17 protein-coding genes, 1 tRNA gene and 2 pseudogenes are annotated in these 16,370 nt (G+C 69.7%); 14 read left to right on the top strand and 6 right to left on the bottom strand.

What is annotated here, in order from left to right; all coding sequences use genetic code 11:
- Window positions 1-133: 133 nt before the first annotated feature.
- The 3 genes from K1T35_RS40925 to K1T35_RS40935 all read left to right on the top strand — a co-directional run bounded on the left by K1T35_RS40925 (window position 134) and on the right by K1T35_RS40935 (window position 1,793).
- Entirely contained in the window at window positions 134-979 is an 846-nt protein-coding gene (locus K1T35_RS40925) for a DUF3105 domain-containing protein (RefSeq protein WP_220257048.1), read from the top strand.
- Window positions 979-1,683 (top strand): DUF305 domain-containing protein, encoded by a 705-nt coding sequence (locus K1T35_RS40930; RefSeq protein WP_220257049.1) that lies wholly within the window; start codon window positions 979-981, stop codon window positions 1,681-1,683. Before K1T35_RS40925 ends, K1T35_RS40930 begins: the two co-directional genes overlap by 1 nt.
- Before the next feature lie 35 nt (window positions 1,684-1,718).
- A tRNA-Arg gene (locus tag K1T35_RS40935) sits at window positions 1,719-1,793 on the top strand.
- A gap of 131 nt (window positions 1,794-1,924) precedes the next feature.
- Here the strand turns inward: K1T35_RS40935 and K1T35_RS40940 are convergent.
- From K1T35_RS40940 to K1T35_RS40955, 3 genes are all read right to left on the bottom strand, one after another.
- Entirely contained in the window at window positions 1,925-2,704 is a 780-nt protein-coding gene (locus K1T35_RS40940; RefSeq protein WP_220257050.1) for a tyrosine-type recombinase/integrase, read from the bottom strand.
- Complete coding sequence (locus K1T35_RS40945; protein ID WP_220257051.1) at window positions 2,653-3,021, bottom strand: hypothetical protein; 369 nt, start codon at window positions 3,019-3,021, stop codon at window positions 2,653-2,655. The genes K1T35_RS40940 and K1T35_RS40945 overlap by 52 nt, the downstream gene beginning before the upstream one ends.
- Window positions 3,022-3,224: 203 nt before the next feature.
- On the bottom strand, window positions 3,225-4,070 hold the full coding sequence (locus K1T35_RS40955) for a hypothetical protein (RefSeq protein WP_220257053.1): 846 nt from the start codon (window positions 4,068-4,070) through the stop codon (window positions 3,225-3,227).
- A gap of 123 nt (window positions 4,071-4,193) precedes the next feature.
- Here K1T35_RS40955 and K1T35_RS40960 point away from each other — a divergent pair, with 123 nt between their 5' ends.
- The 5 genes and pseudogenes from K1T35_RS40960 (at window position 4,194) to K1T35_RS40980 (ending at window position 8,292) form a co-directional block, all read left to right on the top strand.
- The gene (locus tag K1T35_RS40960; RefSeq protein ID WP_220257054.1) at window positions 4,194-4,373 is read left to right on the top strand and encodes a hypothetical protein; all 180 of its coding nucleotides are present in this window, start codon (window positions 4,194-4,196) and stop codon (window positions 4,371-4,373) included.
- Window positions 4,374-4,498: 125 nt separating this feature from the next.
- A complete protein-coding gene (locus K1T35_RS40965; RefSeq protein ID WP_220257055.1) occupies window positions 4,499-5,116 on the top strand; it encodes a dihydrofolate reductase family protein in 618 nt (205 codons plus the stop codon).
- Window positions 5,117-5,169: 53 nt separating this feature from the next.
- Window positions 5,170-5,493, top strand: a complete 324-nt coding sequence (locus tag K1T35_RS40970) for a YciI family protein (protein ID WP_220257056.1) — start codon at window positions 5,170-5,172, stop codon at window positions 5,491-5,493.
- A complete protein-coding gene (locus K1T35_RS40975) occupies window positions 5,490-6,725 on the top strand; it encodes an RNA polymerase sigma factor (protein WP_220257057.1) in 1,236 nt (411 codons plus the stop codon). The genes K1T35_RS40970 and K1T35_RS40975 overlap by 4 nt, the downstream gene beginning before the upstream one ends.
- Before the next feature lie 194 nt (window positions 6,726-6,919).
- Window positions 6,920-8,292: pseudogene (locus K1T35_RS40980) on the top strand (IS1380 family transposase).
- Between the two features lie 386 nt (window positions 8,293-8,678).
- Here the strand turns inward: K1T35_RS40980 and K1T35_RS40985 are convergent.
- Entirely contained in the window at window positions 8,679-9,314 is a 636-nt protein-coding gene (locus tag K1T35_RS40985) for a TetR/AcrR family transcriptional regulator (RefSeq protein ID WP_220257058.1), read from the bottom strand.
- Between K1T35_RS40985 and K1T35_RS40990 the strand changes: the two genes are divergently transcribed.
- From K1T35_RS40990 to K1T35_RS41010, 5 genes and pseudogenes are all read left to right on the top strand, one after another.
- Complete coding sequence (locus tag K1T35_RS40990; RefSeq protein ID WP_255621259.1) at window positions 9,274-10,242, top strand: SDR family oxidoreductase; 969 nt, start codon at window positions 9,274-9,276, stop codon at window positions 10,240-10,242. The two genes, K1T35_RS40985 and K1T35_RS40990, sit on opposite strands and share 41 nt — an antisense overlap.
- A gap of 150 nt (window positions 10,243-10,392) precedes the next feature.
- On the top strand, window positions 10,393-11,814 hold the full coding sequence (locus tag K1T35_RS40995) for an IS1380 family transposase (RefSeq protein ID WP_220257059.1): 1,422 nt from the start codon (window positions 10,393-10,395) through the stop codon (window positions 11,812-11,814).
- Window positions 11,815-12,172: 358 nt separating this feature from the next.
- Window positions 12,173-12,373, top strand: coding sequence for a hypothetical protein (locus tag K1T35_RS41000; RefSeq protein WP_220257060.1), 201 nt, complete (start codon window positions 12,173-12,175; stop codon window positions 12,371-12,373).
- Window positions 12,374-12,617: 244 nt separating this feature from the next.
- Window positions 12,618-13,208 (top strand): annotated as a pseudogene (locus K1T35_RS49945) (MFS transporter); the annotation flags it as partial.
- A 100-nt stretch (window positions 13,209-13,308) separates the two neighbouring features.
- Window positions 13,309-13,878 carry an MFS transporter gene (locus tag K1T35_RS41010; protein ID WP_220257061.1) on the top strand — a complete coding sequence of 190 codons (570 nt, stop codon included), beginning with the start codon at window positions 13,309-13,311 and terminating at the stop codon, window positions 13,876-13,878.
- Window positions 13,879-14,217: 339 nt separating this feature from the next.
- On the opposite strand, the gene K1T35_RS41015 is transcribed toward K1T35_RS41010, so the two are convergent.
- Window positions 14,218-14,580, bottom strand: a complete 363-nt coding sequence (locus K1T35_RS41015) for a nuclear transport factor 2 family protein (RefSeq protein ID WP_220257062.1) — start codon at window positions 14,578-14,580, stop codon at window positions 14,218-14,220.
- A 15-nt stretch (window positions 14,581-14,595) separates the two neighbouring features.
- A complete protein-coding gene (locus tag K1T35_RS41020) occupies window positions 14,596-15,381 on the bottom strand; it encodes an SDR family oxidoreductase (protein ID WP_220257063.1) in 786 nt (261 codons plus the stop codon).
- Window positions 15,382-15,472: 91 nt separating this feature from the next.
- Here K1T35_RS41020 and K1T35_RS41025 point away from each other — a divergent pair, with 91 nt between their 5' ends.
- Window positions 15,473-16,285, top strand: coding sequence for a MerR family transcriptional regulator (locus K1T35_RS41025; RefSeq protein ID WP_220257064.1), 813 nt, complete (start codon window positions 15,473-15,475; stop codon window positions 16,283-16,285).
- Window positions 16,286-16,370 lie beyond the last annotated feature (85 nt).

Here is a 16,370-nt window from a genome sequence, read left to right on the forward strand (position 1 = left end):
GGCGTTGATCCACAAGACAAGGCGTTGGGCAGGTGCGCTCACGGGATTCTCATGCCCGGCTCCTACACTGCGATGTCGCAAGGGCCGTCCGGGTGACGGTCCGTGCTCGGAGATTCCTAGGTCTGGACGGTTCATGGTCAGCGGTAAGACGAGCAAGGCGGTCCGCAAGTCCCGGCCGACGGTGGTCGTCCAGAAATCCACCCCGTGGGGGCTCATCGCCGCGGTCGTGGTCATTGCGCTCTTCGCGGGCGTCGTCTTCGGCTACGCGTTCATGCGCAACGAGGAGAACAGGGCGCAGGCCGACGCGATGGCGCCGTTCACGCCCACCGCGGAGAACCAGGACCCGTCCACCACGATCGCGGGCGTTCAGGTCCAGCCGTACGAGGGCGGGCTGCACGTCGACCGGGCCACCCGCGTCGCCTACACCCACAGCCCGCCGATGGGCGGTGCACACGACTACGTCTGGGCCACCTGCAACGGCGTCGTCTACCCCGCCGCGATCCGCAGCGAGACCGCCGTGCACTCGATGGAGCACGGCGCCGTCTGGATCGCCTACAACCCGGACCAGGTCACCGGCGACGCGCTGGAGACGCTGCGCGGCAAGGTGGCGAGCCAGCCGTACACGCTGATGTCGCCCTTCCCGGGGCTCGACCAGCCGATCTCGCTGCAGTCGTGGGGCCACCAGCTCAAGCTGTCGGACGCGAACGACCCGCGGATCGATCAGTTCATCGCCGCGCTGCGGCTGAACCAGTACCAGTACCCGGAGCCCGGCGCGAGCTGCAACGAGGTCGGCGCGCAGGAGGGCGGCTTCCAGCAGGACAACCCGCCGCCCTTCGAGCCCGCGCCTGCCCCTGGCGCGCCCGGCGCATACCCGGAGACCACCCCCGGTGCGGCCGGGGTGACCCCTGACGGAGCGACGCCGGGCGGGGCGGCACCCGCACCGGCACCGGGCGGGGCGGCACCGGCACCCGGTTCGTGATGGCCGTGAGCACCCCCACCGCGCCCCCCGAGGCGGCGCAGCCCGCTCCCCACGAGGCCCGGTGGATCCGCCCTGTTCTCGCCGTCGTCGCGGTCATCGGGTTGTTGCTGCTCGGCGCCGCGGGTGGGCTGCTCCTGTCCGGCGTTCCCGGCTCGGGCGCGCCGGACGTGCCGGCGAGGGACTCGGTGGACGTCGGTTTCTCCCAGGACATGACCGTGCACCACCAGCAGGCCGTCACGATGGCCTCGTGGGAGCGCGACCACACCACCGACCCGGTGCTGCACCAGCTCGCCGCCGACATCGAGGCCACCCAGACCGCCCAGATCGGCCGCATGCAGGGCTGGCTGGAGCTGTGGGGCGCACCGGCGCTCCCGACCGGCGGGCACATGAGCTGGATGACCGAGCCGTCGCACGACCACGCCCCGGCGTCGGCGGGCGGGGTCAGCACCATGCCGGGGATGGCGAGCAACGAGGAGCTCGCCGCCATGCGCGGCGCAACCGGCCCCCAGCTCGACGTCCTGTTCCTGCAGCTCATGCTCCGCCACCACGAGGGCGGCGCCGGGATGCTGCAGTACGCCGCCGATCGCGCGGCCGTGCCGCAGGTCCGCAACCTGGCCGCGCAGATGCTGCGCTCCCAGACCAGCGAGAGCGTCTACCTGCGCCAACTGCTCGCCGAGAGGGGAGGGCAACCCCTGCCGCTGTAGATCCCGGCGTGCGCTAGGGTTGTCCCATTCGCACGGCCCCCGTAGCTCAGGGGATAGAGCACCGCCCTCCGGAGGCGGGAGCGCAGGTTCGAATCCTGCCGGGGGCACCATCACGGTGACCATGAGAAACGGCCCCTCACCTGCGAGAACAGGGTGAGGGGCCGATCTTGTTGCGTCCGGCCGTCTACGGCCACGACGGGCCGTTGCCGAGCGTTCGTGCTGAATACGTGCAGAAGTTCTGCTACGCCCCTCGGTGGCCGAGTGCGTCCATGACACGCCGGCGGAGGGCCTCGTCCTGCCCGTCGATGCACTTGGCGTAGACCCGAAGCAGCATCTCCACCGAGTGGCCCGCCCACTCGGCAACTTGTGGTGCCGGCACTCCGCCGTTGAGCCACGTCGACACGCAGGCGTGCCGCAGCGAGTACGGGGTGGCGGCCAGTGGCCCAGCGAGCACCTCGGGGGTGAACGTCGCCTTCCGGGCGGCCCGCCATGCCCGCATGTAGGTCAGCTTCAGCAGATCGTCTGCCCGCTCCCCCACGAACAGTCGCCCATCCGGACCGGTGCCGAACTCGGCGATGTGAGCGTGAATGAGTGCCGTCAACTCCGGCGGCGACGGCATGGTACGGCCCTCCCCCCGCTCGCGGTTCTTGAGCTGCCGTCGATCCCGCGGGCGGCCGTCGTTGGTCCAGTGCGAGCCCGCGTGCGGCGTGGATTCCTCCAGATAGATGTCACCCCATCCTTTTGTCGGTAGCGCGAGGTTGTGCTTGCCTACGTTCGCGGCTTCCTCCGGACGCAAGGCGGCGAAGTACATGAGTGCGAAAAATGCCACCAGTCGCGGGCCGCTGCGCTGGACGTCGCGAACCGCGCGGAGCAATGTGCGAGCCTGCACCGGGTTCACCACCGAGCGCCGGTCGACGGCAACGGATGGCTTTGGGACCCTCCATTTTCCCTTCATCGAAGGCAACGGGTTCATGTCGAGCAAGCCGCGTTCGACGGCATATTCCGCAACGTTGAACAGCACTCGTCGCCGCTTGCTGACCCGCTGGCCGCGGCTGGCTGGCCGTCGACCCGGACAGCGATCGTGGTCAACACCCGCCGCAGCACGTCCGGCTTGCCCAACTGCCTCACGGAGATCGAGTGCCGGTGAACCCAGTCTTGCACTTCATCGGGGCATTCCGCGCGTTGGAGCGTGTTGAATGCGTACCGGTGCAGGGCCCGCCGAAGGTCCACTCCGGCGGGCTCGTTCCGACGCTCATCGGCGAGCATCGCCGGTGTGATTGCAGTCAACGCCTCGGAAAGGCTGCGCCGGTACGTCGCGGCCGCGAGCGGCCATTTCATGTCGATATAGTCACACGCGAACGGAAGCCAGGATGCACTTTGGTCCGCGACGCTTGGTGCGCCATTCGTAGAAGGTGGATCGGGAGATGCCGAGCTCGGCGCAGACGTCCTGGACGGTGAGCCGGGCAAACCGCGCGGTTTGCGGGTTTGCTGGTTTGAGCCCAGGGACAAACCGCAAGATCGAGTTGCCATGTTTGTGCTGGTCACCCTGCTGTTCCAGCGGTTTGCGGGTTTGCGAGGTTTCTTTCGGGGGTCTGGGAGGATCGGGTTTCGGCGGGTCGGTGCTCGACCCAGTAGGAGCGGCCGTGGTTGTGCGGGTTGGTGACGCTGCGTAGAACGACGTCGCCGCGCCAGCGCCCGATCTGGCCGGTGAGGCGGCGGCCGAGGCTCTTCACCGACAGGAGCTGGCCGCTGCCGGTGGTGGGGAAGGTGCCGTCCCACGGGTCGCTGCCGGCGAAGCCTTTGGCGGTGCGGCGCAGCTCGTTGGCGGACAGGTGGCGGTCGCCGTGCAGCTCGTGCCAGCGCATCAGGAAGACCCGCCATTCGGCGGCGTCGTCGTCGAGGTCGCGGTTGTCGCCGGTGTTGGCCAGGAACGGGCCGATGCCGTGGTGCTCGAGCAGTCCGCCGAGCTGTTGTGCCCAGCGGGTGAACTGACGCATCTCCGGCACCGACGTCGACGACGGGGCGCCGTGGGCGGTCCAGTCGAGCACCAGCACGAGCAGGTGCCACAGCACCCGGGACTGGTTGGCCGGGTCGAGGATCCAGGTGTCGAGGTTGGGGATGGAGAACCCGGTGCGGGCCTCGGGGTGGGGCATGTCCGGGTCGAGGCGCACCCACACGGTGCGGGAGGCCATGTCGCCGCCGGTGCGCAGGTTGTTCCCGGTGGCCAGCCACAGTCGGTCGTTCGGCGCGGAGATCGCGGCGTTGGAGCCGAGCCGGCGGTCGGTCCAGGTGCGTTCGGTGACCAGCCGCGCGAGCACCGCGGAGTCGATGACGGAGCCTTCGGGGAGGATGTCGAACACGATCACCCCGGCCTGATCCGCGAGCACGGAGGTGATCGCCTACGAGCTCGGTGGTGACCAGGCGCCGGAGGTCGTGCGGGGTGAACCGAACGGGTTCGCCGTTGTCGGTCAGCGCGGCCGTGGTCGCCGTATGAACAGGGCGGGACCAGGGTGAGCCGCGGCACCTCGATCAAGAACATCGTGCACACCTTGCGGACGGTCCGCTCCGCCACCATCCGCCTCGACGGCCACGAGATCACCCTCGAACCCGACATCCCTACCTCGGCCCAGGCCATCCTCGAGGAAGTGGAGCGCAGTCGCCGCGACACTGTCGTGCTGTCGGATCGCTGACGACCGGCGTCGCGGAAAGTTCTTCAAAGAAGTCCGGGAGGCGGTGTCGGATCGGGGCGGTGGTGTTCGTAGCAGGGGTGAGGCCGCCCGCAAGGGGGCGGCGCCAAGGTGAAGGAACTGCGACCATGAAGCTGACGACCATCACGAACGTCTCCGTCGACGGTGTGATGCAGGGGCTCGGCGGGCCGGACGAGGACAGCAGGGGCGGGTTCGAGCGCGGCGGTTGGGCCTTGCCGCTGTTCGACGACGAGGCCGAGACGTTCCTCGGCCAGGTCAACCAGCGCGCCGACGCGTTCCTGTTCGGCCGCCGGACCTACGAGATCTTTGCCGGCTCGTGGGGAACCGGATCCTGGGGGACGAATCAGGGCGACAACCCCATCGGAGTGGCGTTGAACACGCGGCCCAAGTACGTCGCATCGACCACGCTCACCGACCCGCAATGGGCGGACACGACCGTCCTCTCCGGTGACGTCGCGGCCGCGATCCGCGAGCTGAAGGCCAAGCCGGGGGATGACCTGCAGGTGTACGGCAGCGGCAGCCTGGTCCGCTGGCTGTTCGACAACCAGCTGGTCGACGAGATCACCCTGCTCACCTATCCCGTGGTTGTCGGCCAGGGCACACGGCTGTTCCCCTCCACCGGCCCGGACACAGCACTCGAGCTGGTCGAGTCGCGAGCCACCCCCGGGGGCGTAACGATCCAGGTCTACCGACCGGCCGGGCGCCCGCAGTACGCGACGGCCTGAAGTCCCTGACCACCGAACCATGCTGTCTCGACACCTCAGGAGACGATCTTCAGATGCGATACCTGGTTTCCGTGATCGATGACAAGAGCAATCCCGGCAGCACGGACAGGCTGCCTGCCATCAGCGCGTTCAACGAACGACTGATCGCCGAGGGCTACTGGGTTTTCGCGGGCGGACTCGCGGACACCGACGCGGCCACGGTCATCGACAACCGGGGCGAGCAGGCGGTGTTCAGCGACGGGCCTTTCGTGGAGTCGAAGGAGTACCTCGCCGGCGTCTGGGTGTGGGAGGCCCCCGATCTGGATGTGGCGCTCGAGCTCGCCACCGAGGCGTCGAAGGTCTGCGATCGGAAGATCGAGCTGCGGCCGTTCCAGTGAGCGACGTCGAGGAGGCGATCACCCGGGCCCATCACGAGGAGTGGGCGCGGGTGGTCGCCTCCTTGACCAGGCGTTTCGGTGACCTCGACATCGCCGAGGAGGCAGCGGCCGAGGCGTTCGCGACCGCCGTGGAGCGGTGGCCGGCCGACGGCGTACCGCCCAACCCCGGCGCCTGGCTGACCACCACCGCCAACCGCAAGGCCATCGACCGGATCCGGCGCGAGAACAAGCGCGACGACAAGCAGAAGGAGGCTCAGATGGCGCACCACGACGACCCGCCCGAGCCCGTCGGCGCCATCGACGACGACCGCCTGCGGCTGATCTTCACCTGCTGTCACCCGGCTCTCGCGATGGACACCCGCGTGGCGCTGACCCTGCGCATGGTCGGCGGTCTGACGGTGCCCGAGATCGCCCGCGCGTTCCTGGTGCAGGAGACCGCCATGGAGCGGCGGATCACCCGCGCGAAGGCCAAGATCAAGGCGGCGCGCATCCCCTATCGCGTGCCGGCCGCGCAGGATCTCCCGGCACGCGTATCTGGCGTGCTCGCCGTCCTCTTCCTGGTGTTCAACGAGGGCTACCTGGCGACCGGTCCCGACACCGATCCGGTGCGTCCGGGCCTGACCGGCGAGGCGATCCGGCTCGCTCGCCTGCTCCGTGCCCTCCTGCCGGAGGACGGTGAGGTGGCCGGGCTGCTGGCGCTGATGCTGCTCACCGAGGCCCGCCGCACGGCTCGGGTGTCGGCCAGCGGCGAACTGGTCGCCCTGGACGAGCAGGACCGTGGGGCCTGGGACGCGGCGCTGGTCGCGGAGGGGCATCGGCTGGTGCGCGAGCGCCTGGCCGCTGCCGCCGCCGGGGTGGCTCCGGGTCGCTACCAGATCCTCGCCGCGATCAACGCGGTGCACACCTCCGCCCGCGACATGCGCGACACCGACTGGTCGCAGGTCCTTGCCCTCTACGACCAGCTGGTCCGCCTCGACCCCTCCCCGATCATCGCCCTCAACCGGGCCATCGCGGTCGCCGAGCTCGACGGCCCGGAGGTGGCACTGGCGGCCGTCGACCGCCTCGAGGACAAGTTGTCCGGCTATCACGCCTACCACGCGACCCGCGCCGACCTGCTGCGCCGGCTGGGCCGCAGCCAGGAGTCGCGCGCGGCGTACGACAGAGCCATCGAGCTGGCGGGCAACACCGCCGAGACCGCCTACCTGACCCGCCGCCGCGACCAACTGCGGTAGCGCCCACGGATCCCGATCGAAACCCCGCGCGCAGCGGCGGCCGACCCCGGGCGCCGCAGACGATGCCCCGCTAACCCGGGGCTTTCATGGGGGGATCGGCGGCCGAGCGTATCGAATAGCTGAAGGGTGCTCCTGAGCAGCAAGGATGTGACTTGTCGAAGGTCCACATCCGCCGCAACAAGGAGCCCCTTCAGGTGGGCAAGCGTAGTGGGTTGTACCCGCGTCTGGCCGTGGACACGGCCGGGTCGAAGGTCGTGTCGCTTGCCGGTGGGGTGCTGTTGACCGAGACCGCCGGGGCGCTGGCGGCAGCCGAACGCGCGCCACGATCCGGCGAAGATCGTGCTGGACCTGGCGGTGATGCTCGCGCTGGGCGGGGACTGCCTGGCCGATATCGCGTTGTTGCGCGCCGAACCCGACGTCTATGGCCTGGTGGCCTCGGACCCGACGGTGTCACGGGCGATCGACCGGCTCGCCCAGGACGCGGTCGCGGTGCTACGCGCGATCAACACAGCCCGGGCCGCGGGGAGAGCGCGGGTGTGGGAGCTGGCCGGCGAGCACGCCCCCCGACCACGGCATCGACCCTGGTAGCCCGCTGATCATCGACGTGGACGCCACCCTCGTGACCGCGCACTCGGACAAGGAGGGTGCGGCCCCGACGTTCAAGCTCGGGCTCGGCCACCATCCGCTGTGGGCGTTCTGCGACCACGGCCCCACCGGCAGCGGGGAGCCGCTGTCGCACCTGCTGCGGCCCGGGAACGCCGGCTCGAACACCGCCGAAGACCACATCGCCGTCATCCGCGAGGCGCTGCGCCAGCTGCCCGGCCACCGCCCTGGTCTGCGGCCGGGTCGCAAGATCCTGATCCGGATCGACTCGGCCGGCGCCACGCACGACCTGCTGGACTGGATCGTCGCGCAGCGGCTGTCCTACTCGATCGGGTTCACCCTGCCCGCCTCGATCCTCGGCGAGCTCGCCACGGTCTCGGAGTCGGACTGGCAGCCGGCCTACGACGCCGACCGGGAACCCCGCGACGGGGCCTGGGTACTGGAGGTCACCGGCCTGCTGGACGTGTCCCGGTGGCCGAAGGGCATGCGGGTGATCGTCCGCAAGGAGCGCCCACACCCCGGTGCGCAGCTGCGCCTCACCGATGCCGACGGGCACCGCCTGACCGCGTTCGCGACCAACATCCCACCCGGCGGACCCGGCCGCCAGCTCGCCGACCTGGAACTGCGCCACCGCCGCCGGGCCCGCGCCGAGGACCGCATCCGCGCCGCGAAGGACACCGGCCTGACCAACCTGCCCCTGCACGAGCTGAACCAGAACAAGATTTGGTGCGCTATCGTCGCGCTGGCCTGCGAGCTCACCGCCTGGGCGCAGATGCTCGGCCTCACCGAGCACCCCGCCCGCCGGTGGGAGCCCAAGCGGCTGCGGCTGCGGCTGTTCTCCATCGCCGGCCGCCTGGCCCGCACCGGGCGACGCACCATCCTGCACCTGGCCGCCCACGCACCCTGGGCGCCGCTCCTGGCCCAGGCGGTCACCAGCCTGCGGGCACGCGCAGCGCCTGTCTGACACCCAGCCCACCTGCCCCGACAACACCAGACACCCCGGCCCGTGGAATCGGCGCCCACCCGAGCGACATCGGGCGCACCGTCATACCCACCATGCAGAATCACGCCGCGAAGACCGGCCACCACCGGTCTTGATCACTGCCAGACCAGCGACGAAAGATCCGGGCTAGTTGGCGGCCCCACCGCGGGACGAGTCGGCCCGCCGGTCAGCGCTCGAGCGGAGCGTTGCGGGTCTCGTGGGTGAACCAGACGATGACCAGTGCGACCGCACTCGTCGCCGGTGCCCTACCTGGGCGGCATGGCCCACGGGGCCAGCGTGCACCACGAACTGCAGATGCTGGTCCGGGCGGGTCTCAGCCCGCTCGGATCGATCCAGGCTGCTACCCGTCACGGTGAGGCCGGGGGTCGCGACGCAGTGAGCCAGCGGTCAAGTTCGTCGAGGATGTTTTCGATGATTGGGTACAGGCCGTCGGCGATCGCCTCTTGGCTTTCGCCCTCGGCGGTGCGCCGGCCGGCCTCGCCGATGATTATCCGGAACACGCCGGCCAGTGCGATTCCCTGCAGTTTGGCGATCTCCGGCGGGACGGTGGTGGTGTCGGTGATGGCCTCGGTGATGGCGGCGGCCTGGCGGTCGGTCAGCTCCAGCGCGAGCCGGTGGACGGTCGGGCTGATGGCCGCCAGGGGGCCGAGCTCGCCCCGCCAGAGCGCCGGCGGAATGCGGCGGATGCCGGCGACGGAGTCGAGGACGTAGCTACGGATGGCGGCCGCCGGGCTCGTGCCGCTCGGCCGGTCGCGGACGAGGTCGCACAGCCGTTGCCGGATCTGCTCTTCGCGGTCGGTGACCAACTGCTCCTTGGTCCGGAAGTAGTTGTAGACCGTCTGCTCGGCAACTTCGGCCTCGCGTGCCACGTCGCTGACGGCCACATGTTCGTAGCCGTGCTCGGCGAACAGCCGGGCCGCCGTGTCCGCGATGAGCCGGCGGGTGCGCGCCTTCTTGCGCTCGCGAAGTCCGGGACTCGACATCTCCGCAGGCTACCAGCGACGCTCCAAGATTTGTGCGAGTACTATCTTTGGGGTCGACCACAAAATGCAACCGAGGGACGCTGAGATGATCTTGATCACGACCGCGGGCAAGGTGGGTGCGGAGGCGGCGCAGCTGCTCGCCGACCGAGGAGAACAAGTCCGGGTCCTGGTACGCGACCCCGAGAAGGCGGCGGCTCTGGCTCGGTCGGGGGTGGAGGTGGTTGCCGGTGATCTGGGAGTTCCGGCGACCATCGACGCGGCGATGCGCGAAGTCTCGTCCGTGGTGCTGGTCAGCCCGGCGATACCCGCCCAGGAGCTGAACGTCATCGACAGCGCGGCCCGGGCCGACGTCCGGCACGTCGTGAAGATCACCAGCAAGGCGTCGGCGAACTCGCCGATCGCCCGGCGACGCGACCAGACCGAGATCGAGAACGGGCTCATCGCATCCGGGCTGGGCTACACCCTGTTGCGCAACAACGCCTACATGCAGAACTTCTTCATGTCGGCCCCGTCGATCGCCAAGGAGAGCAGCTTCGGCTCGGCCGCCGGCGACGGCCGCCTCGGCATGGTCGACGCGCGTGACGTCGCCTCGGTCGCCGCGGAGATCGCTGTCGCCCCGGCTTCGCACGCGGGGAAGACCTACTGGCCGACAGGCCCCGAGTCGATCTCTTTCGCGGCTGCCGCGGTGGTGCTCTCGAAGGTCCTCGGCCGGCCGATCGCGTTCGAACCGCTGACGGTCGAAGAGCAAATGCAGGCAATGATCGAGGTCGGCGTACCAGCCGGTCTGGCCGCGATGAACGCACAAGCGGTGGGCCTGTTCGCCGAGGGCGACTGCGACTACGTCACCGACGACGTGCCCTCGATCCTCGGCCGGTCGGCGCGCGGCTTCGAACAGTTCGTCACCGACCACGTCGCGACCTTCTCGTGAAGCCCGGTATCCGGGCCGGGCGAGCCGACACATCCGTCAGACATCGTTGATCGGCGCGAAGGCGTGTTGAACGGCTGAAAGGTGCCCCTGAACAGCAAGGATGTGGCTTGTCGAGGGCCATGTCCGTATGAGTTCAGGAGCACCTTCCAGGTGAGCAAGCGTAGTGGGTTCTACCCGAGTCCCGGCGTGGACACGGCCGGCTCGAATGTGGTGTCGCAGGCCGGTGGGCTGTTGCTGACCGAGACCATCCGCACGGTCCGGCTCGACGCGCAGCTGTCGGCCGCGCTGGCGGGCTGGCGGCACCCGAACGCGGTGCACGAGCCACCGAAGATCGTGCTGGATCTGGCGGTGACGCTGGCGTTGGGCGGGGACTGCCTGGCCGACATCGCCGTGCTGCGCGCCGAACCCGGCCAGTTCGGCCCGGTGGCCTCGGATCCGACGGTGTCCCGGGCGATCGACCGGCTCGCCCAGGACCCGGTCGCGGCGATGCGCGCGATCAACACCGCCCGGGCCGCGGCCCGCGCCCGAGCCTGGGAGCTGGCCGGTGAGCACGCCCCGGACCACCGCATTGACGCCGGTGACCCGTTGACCGTTGATGTCGACGCCACGCTGGTCACCGCGCACACCGACAAGGAGGGCGCGGCCCCGACGTTCAAGAAGGGGTTCGGGCATCACCCGCTGTGGGCGTTCGTCGACCACGGCGGCGCCGGTGACAACGCCGGGACCGGGGAGCCGTTGTCGGTGCTGTTGCGCCCGGGCAACGCCGGCTCCAACACCGCCGCCGACCACATCACTGTCATCCGTGAGGCGCTGCGCCAGCTTCCCAGCCACCGGCCGGGCACCCGACCCGGGCGCAAGATCCTCATCCGCATCGACTCGGCCGGCTGCACCCACGAGTTGCTGAACTGGATCACCAGCCAGCGGCTGTCCTACTCGGTCGGGTTCACCCTGCCCGACCACATCGTCGACGGACTCGCCCTCGTCCCCGACACCGACTGGCAGCCGGCCTACGACGCCGACCGGGAGCCGCGCGACGGCGCCTGGGTCCTCGAGGTCACCGGACTGCTGGATCTGTCCGGGTGGCCACCCGGTACGCGGGTGATCGTCCGCAAGGAACGCCCGCACCCCGGCGCGCAGCTACGCCTGACCGACGCCGACGGGCACCGGTTGACCGCGTTCGCGACCAACACTCCGCCGGGCGGACCCGGCCGCCAGCTCGCCGACCTGGAACTGCGGCATCGCCGCCGGGCCCGCGCCGAGGACCGCATCCGCGCCGCGAAAGACACCGGGCTGACCAACCTGCCACTGCACGACCTCGATCAGAACCGGATCTGGTGCGCCATCGTCGCGCTGGCCTGCGAGCTCACCGCATGGGCGCAGCTCCTCGCACTGACCGAGCACCCCGCCCGGCGGTGGGAACCCAAACGGCTGCGCCTGCGGCTGTTCTCCCTCGCCGGCCGGCTCGCCCGCACCGCACGACGCATCGTGCTGCACCTATCCAGCCACGCACCCTGGGCGGATCTGCTCCTCCAGGCGATCACCACCCTGCAGGCCCGAGACGCGCCAGGCTGATCACCAAGCCCGCCTGCCCCGACAACCTCCACCTCCGGCCCGTGGAACCGGCGCCCACCCGAGCGACCTCGGCTGGCCTGTCACACCCACCATGCAGAATCACCCGGCAAACGCCGGTCGCAACCGGTCACGAGCACCGCCCGACCAACGACGAAAGATCCGGGCTAATGGCAATCAGATCGGCCTAATCCCCCTGAGGTCGTTCAGCTTCGGGAGTACTGGGCCGACTTCGGCCCCCCGTACCCGCTGCGTCAGCATCAGAGTTCAGTCAACTAGTCGCGCGATCGCGACCGTCGCCGAGGACCGCGTGCGGCTGCAATCACGGCAGCAGCGGTCACTCACCCGCTTCCTTCCCGACATGGTCGATGCCCTCGGCACCTCGTTCCGCGATGTCGTGCTCGACGGCGTTATCTGGGGTAGGGAGCAGGTTGTCCATCATGTCGAAGAAGGGCTAGATGAACTGCTAGCGCCTTCGTTGTGGACTGCTTATCTTTGGTCCGTCTACGACGCGCTGCTCCACCAGGCCGCCCGTCGGATGCCGTCATCAGGCGGCCGCTGAGTTCGCCGAGAGCGAAAACGCTGCATCGACTAGACGTTATCCGTGCTTTCCTTGGCCCGCATACGGATCAGCTACTCGGACGGCGCCGTAGTGCCGTCAAGGAGACGAGGGCGAGGATGACTGGGACCGGCACGCCGCAGTTGGTCCGGCAGCAGCCGCTCGTGCACCGAGCCTCGCCCGAGGGGTGGACGTCGTGACCGCGCCCTGGCCAGGATCCTTGCGCAAACGCCGGTAGGTCGTCGCGATGGCAAAGACGGGGGGCCCTGCCCGTCGGTTCTGGCTGCTTTGGAGCGCATCCACCGCCACCAACCTCGGGGACGGGATGCGGCTGGTCGCGCTCCCGCTGTTGGCGACCAGCGTCACCACCGACGTACGACAGATCGCCCTGGTGACCGTCGCAACGTTCGCGCCGCTGCTGCTGTTCGGGCCGTTCGCCGGCGTTCTGATCGACCGCACGAATCGCCGCAACGCGATTGCTTTCGCGCATCTCGCGCGGGCGGCGCTCCTGCTCGGGCTCGCGGCGCTGATCGCCTCCGACCAGGTCACGCTCGGCTGGATCATCACGGCTGCAGTGTTGTATGGGGTGGGCGAGGCCGTCGCAGACCCTGCCTCGCAGGCCTACCTGCCTCAGCTGATACCGGCGCAGCAACTCGCCACCGCGAACTCCCGGCTGATGACCGGCCAAGTCATCGCCGACCAGTTCCTCGGTCGTGCGATGGGCGGGCTGCTGTTCGCGCTGAGCCAGTTCCTGCCGTTCACGGCGAACGCGGCCGTGCTGCTGGTGGCCGGGACACTGCTGTTCACCTTGCCCAGCGCACGGGCCGCAACGCGCGACCCCGATCCGGCGACCGGACGCCTCCGGGCTGTGGCGCGCGACCTAACGCGACGGCTGGGATGCGCTCGTCTCGTCACCGCTACTGCGCGGCCTGACGATCATGGTGGGGCTGTGGGCGCTCGCCGCCGGAACGTTCTGGGGCATCGGCGTGGTCTACGCCCTCGACGAACTCGACTCCGGGGAAGCTGGATTCGGGATCATGGTGTCCCTGTCCGCGTTCGGCTCGCTGATCGGCGCCGCGATCACGCGGCCGATTGTCGGGCGGATCGGGATCTTCCCGACGGCGATGGCCGGAATCATGGTGAGCGTCGTCGCGGTGGCCGCGATGTCGCTGGCCAACCACCTACTCGTCGCCAGCGCGTTGCTCGCCCTCAACAGTGTCGCGCTCTCCTGCTGGATCATCCTCACCATCACCATCCGCCAGACCGTGGTGCCCGCCCACCTCCTCGGCCGGGTCACCGCGGCCGACCGAATGCTGTATGCGCTGTCGTTCCCATCCGGGGCAGCGCTGGCCGGCCTGCTCGCCTCGGCGATCGGAACCCGCCTGACATTCCTGATCTCGGCGGTCCCGATCCTGCTCGCGGCCCTGATGGTGCCCTCGCTGCGACGGCCACTGATCGATGCCTGGGCGCAGGCTCACCAGACAGGAAGGCCCGGCGAGCCCGCCTAGCGCAAGGGCGGGAAGCGTCGGCGGCGCAGTAGCTCCTGCGCGGATGACACGCCTACGTCCAGGGCACCCGCCTGCTCGGCACAGAGGCCTCCTTCAACCACGTCGGATCCACGCCTGTCCCGAATGTGTGCAGAAGTTCGACGCATCAGACCAGACGTAGACGCGTTTCCGCTGGTCAGAAGGCGAGGTTGGCCACCATGAGTCGAGCCCTCCGGAGGCGGGAGCGCAGGTTCGAATCCTGCCGGGGCACCAGCACGGTGACCATGAGAAACGGCCCCTCACCTGCGAGAACAGGGTGAGGGGCCGATCTTGTCGTGTCCGGTCGCCTACGGCCGTGAGTCAGGGCTCGATGGCGAGCCGGCTGATACTCCTATCACGGAGCGTGAACCGGAACCGTAGGTCGACGACGCCGCCGGGGAAGTTGCCTTCGAGGTGGTGGGTTGCGATGTAGTGCTCGTTGTCGACCTTCTGGGCGCCGGTGAGCGTGATCGTGTAGGTGTATTCGCCGGCCGAGCGCTGCAGCCAGTCGCGGATCTGGTCGGGCCCCTGGTACGTCCGGCCCTCGTCGATGACGGTGGCGTCGTCGGTGTAGTGCTGGACGGCGGTGTCGATGTCGCGCGCTTGGTGCGCGGCGAGGTAGGTGTGGATCGCCTCCGGAAGCTGTTCGGGGGAGATCTCGGGTACGGGATCCGATGTGGTCATGAGTGGTCTCCCTTGTCAGCCGACGGTCGGGACGGTGCCGCCATCGATGGTGTGTTCGGCGCCCGTGATCGCCGCGGCCCGGTCGGAGACGAGGAAGGCGACGAGCTCGGCGACCTCACAGGGCTGTGCCGCGCGGCCGAGGGGAATGCCGCCGAGGGAGTCCATGACCTGGTGCAGCGCGTCCTCCCGGGAGACGGCACGCGTAGCTGCGATTCGATCCACCAGCGCGTCGGCGCCTGCGGTCCGGATGAAGCCGGGAGAAACGATGTTCACCCGGATGCCGCGTGGCCCGAGCTCGTTCGCGAGGCCCTTGCTGTAGGTGGTGAGCGCCGCCTTCGCCGCGGCGTAGCCGAGGGTTGCCTCGTGCAGCGGCATGCGCCGCTGGATGGACGAGACGTGCACGACCGCGCCGCGGCCAGCGTTGACCATGGCGGGGAGCAGGGCTCGGTCCAGCCGGACAGCCGCGAGCAGGTTGAGCTGGAGCTCGTCGTCCCAGTGCCGATCGTCGAGGGCGGCGAACCCGCCGGGCGAGGCGCTCGAACCACCGAGCGTGTGCACGAGGACGTCCAGCGTGCCGAACCGGTCCCGGACGTGGTCGACCACGGTGCCGATGCCCTCGGTGGTGGTCAGGTCGGCGGTGAGGAACACGTCCGGTTCGGGCCAGTCCGCAGGCCGGGTCCGGGCGGTTGCCAGCACCCTCGCACCGGCTTCGCGCAGCCGCTCGGCGATCGCCGCGCCCGTGCCTCTGCCGGCGCCGGTCACCAGGGCCGCGCGGCCGTCCAGTCGATCACTGATGCTCATGCCGTTCACCGTCGGCTCTCCCCCAGGGAGAGGGTCAAGCCCCGCAGCGCGGCGTTGACCCTCCCGCCAGGGGAGGGTGCACAGTGCAGGGATGCGGTCAGGTCTCAGCATCGGAGAGTTCGCACAGCTCTCGCATCTGAGCGTGCGCACGCTGCGCCGCTACCACGAAGCAGGCCTGCTCGAGCCGGCTTCTGTCGACCCGGCCAGCGGTTACCGCTACTACGCGGCCGAGCAGATCCCGACCGCCCAGGTGATCCATCGGCTCCGCGAGCTGGACATGCCGCTCGCCGAGGTGAGCAGGATCCTCGTCACCGAGGATCCCGAGACCCGCGCCGCCTTGATCGCCGGTCACCTGAAGCGGCTGGAGACCGAGCTCGACCGCACCCGGGCCGCCGTCGCCTCCCTGCGGCAGTTGCTGCGACCGGATGTCGAGCAACTGGACGTGCAGCTGCGGACGGTGCCGGCCAGAACCGTCGCTGCGGTCAGCGGCGTCGTCGACATGGACGAGATGCTGGGCTGGTACGACGACGCGATGTATGAGCTGGACACCGCCGTCGCCGGGAACCAGCGGCTCGGCCCGCCCGGAGGCCGCTACGCCAACGAACTGTTCACCGCCGGCCGCGGTACCGTGCTGGCTTACCGACCGGTCGCCGACCCGCCGACGGCCGGTCGCGTCGCCCCGCTGACCCTGCCCGCGACCGAGCTCGCCGTCACCGTCCACCACGGCGCCCACGACGACATCGACGTCACCTACGGCCGACTCGGCGCCTGGGTCGTCGACCACGCCTTGGCCGTCGACGGGCCCATCCATGAGACCTACCTCCGTGGCCCCAGGGACGACCCGGCAGTGGAGTCGTGGAGAACCGAGATCGGCTGGCCGATCTTCCGCCTTTCACAAGCCTGAGCGCGGCGGGCTGTGCGCGGCGCAGTCCAGCAGGCAGGACGGTCCTGGGACGGCCCTGCCTGCGTACTCGGCGACCGCACTACGT

Origin of the sequence: Pseudonocardia sp. DSM 110487, assembly GCF_019468565.1 — a bacterium.
Lineage (GTDB): Bacteria > Actinomycetota > Actinomycetes > Mycobacteriales > Pseudonocardiaceae > Pseudonocardia.

What these genes read in the sequence shown, in the direction of transcription:
- K1T35_RS40925 (WP_220257048.1), top strand. Translation starts at nt 134, where the DNA reads ATGGTCAGCGGTAAGACGAGCAAGGCGGTCCGCAAGTCCCGGCCGACG.
- K1T35_RS40930 (WP_220257049.1), top strand. Translation starts at nt 979, where the DNA reads ATGGCCGTGAGCACCCCCACCGCGCCCCCCGAGGCGGCGCAGCCCGCT.
- K1T35_RS40945 (WP_220257051.1), bottom strand. Translation starts at nt 3,021, where the DNA reads ATGAAATGGCCGCTCGCGGCCGCGACGTACCGGCGCAGCCTTTCCGAG.
- K1T35_RS40965 (WP_220257055.1), top strand. Translation starts at nt 4,499, where the DNA reads ATGAAGCTGACGACCATCACGAACGTCTCCGTCGACGGTGTGATGCAG.
- K1T35_RS40970 (WP_220257056.1), top strand. Translation starts at nt 5,170, where the DNA reads ATGCGATACCTGGTTTCCGTGATCGATGACAAGAGCAATCCCGGCAGC.
- K1T35_RS40985 (WP_220257058.1), bottom strand. Translation starts at nt 9,314, where the DNA reads ATGTCGAGTCCCGGACTTCGCGAGCGCAAGAAGGCGCGCACCCGCCGG.
- K1T35_RS41000 (WP_220257060.1), top strand. Translation starts at nt 12,173, where the DNA reads ATGGTCGATGCCCTCGGCACCTCGTTCCGCGATGTCGTGCTCGACGGC.
- K1T35_RS41010 (WP_220257061.1), top strand. Translation starts at nt 13,309, where the DNA reads ATGGTGGGGCTGTGGGCGCTCGCCGCCGGAACGTTCTGGGGCATCGGC.
- K1T35_RS41015 (WP_220257062.1), bottom strand. Translation starts at nt 14,580, where the DNA reads ATGACCACATCGGATCCCGTACCCGAGATCTCCCCCGAACAGCTTCCG.
- K1T35_RS41020 (WP_220257063.1), bottom strand. Translation starts at nt 15,381, where the DNA reads ATGAGCATCAGTGATCGACTGGACGGCCGCGCGGCCCTGGTGACCGGC.
- K1T35_RS41025 (WP_220257064.1), top strand. Translation starts at nt 15,473, where the DNA reads ATGCGGTCAGGTCTCAGCATCGGAGAGTTCGCACAGCTCTCGCATCTG.